General features: G+C 61.4%; 1 protein-coding gene. It reads left to right on the forward strand.

Annotated elements, in window-relative coordinates:
- The first annotated feature begins 248 nt into the window (after positions 1 to 248).
- A complete protein-coding gene (locus ABYO54_RS15235) occupies positions 249 to 3284 on the forward strand; it encodes a glycoside hydrolase family 2 TIM barrel-domain containing protein (RefSeq protein WP_372809092.1) in 3036 nt (1011 codons plus the stop codon).
- Positions 3285 to 3574: the final 290 nt, after the last annotated feature.

Genomic DNA, 3574 nt, shown 5'->3' on the forward strand with positions numbered 1-3574 from the left:
AAGGCTTGCGGTAGGCTGCTACAGCGGCACCTTTCGACGCGTTGCCACTTCGCTCCGCTCGTTGCTTCGCATGCGCGAAGCCTGTCTCCCTCCGGTCGGCTGTTGCCAAAGCAAACTCGGCGCGTGAATAATTCAGGCTAGCCCCAAAGGCCCGCGCGGTAAAACCGTTGCGTCCTAAATCCGGGATTCGCGGCGTTTAGTTTGTTTTTTAGCCAAGTACGTTGTGTTTAATGAGAAAGGAAGTACCGATGAAGAAGCTTATTCGTGCAGGAGTGTTAATCATGTTGGGTAGTGGGGCGATAAACGCGGCGCGGATGGACTGGGAAAATCCGGCGGTGTTGCAGATTGGGACGGAGGCGCCGCGCGCGACCTTCTTCGCGTATCCCGATGCCGAAACCGCGCAACGCTACGACCACACGCAATCCCCCTGGTTCCAATTGCTCAACGGCGAATGGAAATTCAACTGGGTCGCAAAGCCTGCGGACCGCCCGCTGGACTTCTTCAAGGTAGACTTCAACGACCGGAAGTGGGCCGGGATTCCCGTTCCCTCCAACTGGGAAATGCAGGGCTACTCCAAGCCGCTCTACACCAACCGCACCTATCCCTTTCCCAAGGATGCGCCGAACATCCCGCACGACGACAACCCGGTCGGCTCCTACCGCCGCTGGTTCGAGGTCCCCGCGGATTGGGCCGGGCGCGAAACCTTCCTGACCTTCGATGGCGTCAAGTCCGCCTTCTACGTTTGGGTCAACGGCCGGCAGGTCGGCTACAACCAGGACAGCCGCACCCCCGCCGAATTCAACATCACCCAGCACCTCCAGCCCGGCAAAAACCTGATTGCGGTCGAGGTCTACCGCTGGTGCGACGGTTCCTATCTCGAAGACCAGGACTTCTGGCGGCTCAGCGGAATCTTCCGCGATGTCTACCTCACCTCCCGCAACCCGGCCCACATCCGCGACTTCACGATCGTGGCCGACATGGAGGGCTCGTTCGCGGTCGATGCCGAAGTGGTGGGCGAAGGCTCGGTTGAAGTCGAGCTCTTGAATGCCGCCGGGAAAAAGGTTGGGACGGGAACCCGGCAGCGCGTGTCCGGGGTCGAACGCTGGTCCGCCGAACATCCCTATCTCTACACCGCGTTGCTGACGCTCAAGGATGCCGCCGGGAAAACGCTGGAAGTCATTCCGCAGCGCGTCGGCTTCCGCACGGTGGAAATCAAGGACTCGGTCTACTATCTCAACGGGGTGCCGATCAAGTTCAAGGGCGTCAACCGCCACGAGCACAACCCGGCCACCGGGCAGGTCGTCACGCGCGAAACCATGCTGCGCGACCTGAAGCTTTTCAAGGAATTCAACATCAACGCCGTGCGCACCTGCCACTATCCCAACGCACCGCTGTGGTACGACCTGTGCGACGAGTTCGGCATCTACATGGTCGACGAGGCCAACATCGAAAGCCACGACTACGAAAACAACCAGAACAACAAGCTGGCGCGCAATCCGGACTGGGCGGAACCGATCCTCAACCGCGTCCAGCGCATGGTGGCGCGCGACAAAAACCACGCGGCCGTCGTGGTCTGGTCGCTCGGCAACGAGGCGGGCAGCGGCCCCAACTTCGTCAAGGCCTACAACTGGCTCCACAACGCCGACCCGACCCGCCCGGTGCAGTACGAAGGCGGCGACAAGTCGATCGGCGACTTCTTCTCCCGCATGTATGCCGACCAGAACTGGACCTCGCCCGACAAACGCCCGGCGATCCTCTGCGAATACACCCACGCCATGGGCAACTCCAACGGCAACCTCAAGGAATACTGGCATGGCAACATCTACAAAAACGCCAAGCACTCCGGCGGCTTTGTCTGGGACTGGATGGACCAAGGGGTGATCGAACCCGTCCCCGCCAAGTTCAAGAAGAACATCGGCAAGGGCCCGGTGAAGGAGACCTTCTTCGCCTACGGCGGCTACCACGAACAGCCCTACCACAACGACGGCAACTTCTGCATGAACGGGTTGATCGGCGCCGACTGGCAACCGCATCCGGGGCTCTATGCCATCAAGTACGTGCATCGCAACATCCACGCCGAACCGGTCAATCTGGCCTCGGGCACGGTCAAGCTCATCAACTGGTTCGACTTCACCAACATCAAGGACGCGGCGACCGGAACCTGGGAAATCCTTGAAAACGGCACGGTGGTCAAGCGCGGCGACATCGAGGATCTCGACATTCCCGCCCGCTCCGAAAAGACCATCAAGCTCAACCTGCCGACGATGCCGAACAACGGATCCGAATATCTGCTGAACCTGTGCTTCTTCACCAAGAGCGATGCGCCGCTGCTGAAGGCGGGCCACGAGATCGCCTACGAGCAGTTCCCGCTGGCCGGGCAATACGTGCCGCAGGCCCTCGCCGAGCCCGGGCGGCTGAAGATCGCCGGCAACAAGATTGTTGGAACGGGGTTCGAAGTCGCCTTCGACCGAAAGAGCGGCTCGCTCGTTTCCTACAAGCTCGACGGCAAGGAACTCGTTTCCGGCAGCGCGCCCGACCTGTGGCGCCCCTACACCGACAACGACAACGGCGCAATGCGCGGCGGCAAGAAGCTCGGCGGAAAGCTGGAAGAAAACAAGTGGCGCACCGCGGCCGGCCAGCGGACCGTTTCTTCCTTCGGCATCGAGCAGAAGGATGGCTTTGCAACCGTTACCGTGCTGGTGGACTTCCCGACGATCGGTGCGAAGGCGACGTTTGAATATGCCGTTTCCGCGACCGGGGCCGTGGACGTGAAGGTCGATTACGACTATTCCGCGATCGAAGGCAGGCAACGCTTCGCCCATCGCACCGGAATGCAGTGGACGCTCAACGGCGCGCTCGAAAACATGCAGTGGTATGGCCGCGGTCCGGCGGCTACCTACATCGACCGCGACTACGAGCGCATCGGCCTCTTCGGCGGAACCGTCGACGAACAGTGGGTCGACTATTCCCGTCCGCAGGAAAACGGCTACAAGGTGGATGTGCGCTGGACGACGCTGACCGATGCCGCCGGCCGGGGCCTGCGCTTCGAAACCCTCGGCGCGCCGGTTGGGGTGGGTGCGCGCCACTATTCCGACCAAACGATGGAGGCGTCCAAATATGCCTTCGAGATGGAGCGTTCGAAAGCGATTTTCTTCAACATCGATGCCCACCAACTCGGGGTCGGCGGCAACAACAGCTGGGGCGCCGAGCCGCTCGACAACGGCCGCTACCGCGCGAAGAAGGACCAATACCGCTATGCCTTCCGCATGAGCCCCGTGCGGTAGGACTTCCGCAAGCCGGGCGGCCGATGGCCGCCCTCCTGTGGATAGGGGATATATCGGGTCGCGCAGACCGGTATATTCCCTTTCATGTTTGCGGTGTATCGGAAAGGGATTGGGAGACGGACCATGATGCGACCGGTTTTGGGGATAGGCCGTTGGGCGGGGCTTTGGATGCTGCTGCTCGCGCCGCTTGCCGATGCGGTACCGGATACCAACCGGCACTATACCTTCATCTATTTCGAGAACGGCTATCCCACCCGGCTCGCCGGCAGCAGGCGGGCGCAGTCGATGGC

Source organism: Pontiella sp. (genome assembly GCF_041622395.1).
GTDB lineage: Bacteria > Verrucomicrobiota > Kiritimatiellia > Kiritimatiellales > Pontiellaceae > Pontiella.

What these genes read in the sequence shown, in the direction of transcription:
- ABYO54_RS15235 (WP_372809092.1), top strand. Translation starts at nt 249, where the DNA reads ATGAAGAAGCTTATTCGTGCAGGAGTGTTAATCATGTTGGGTAGTGGG.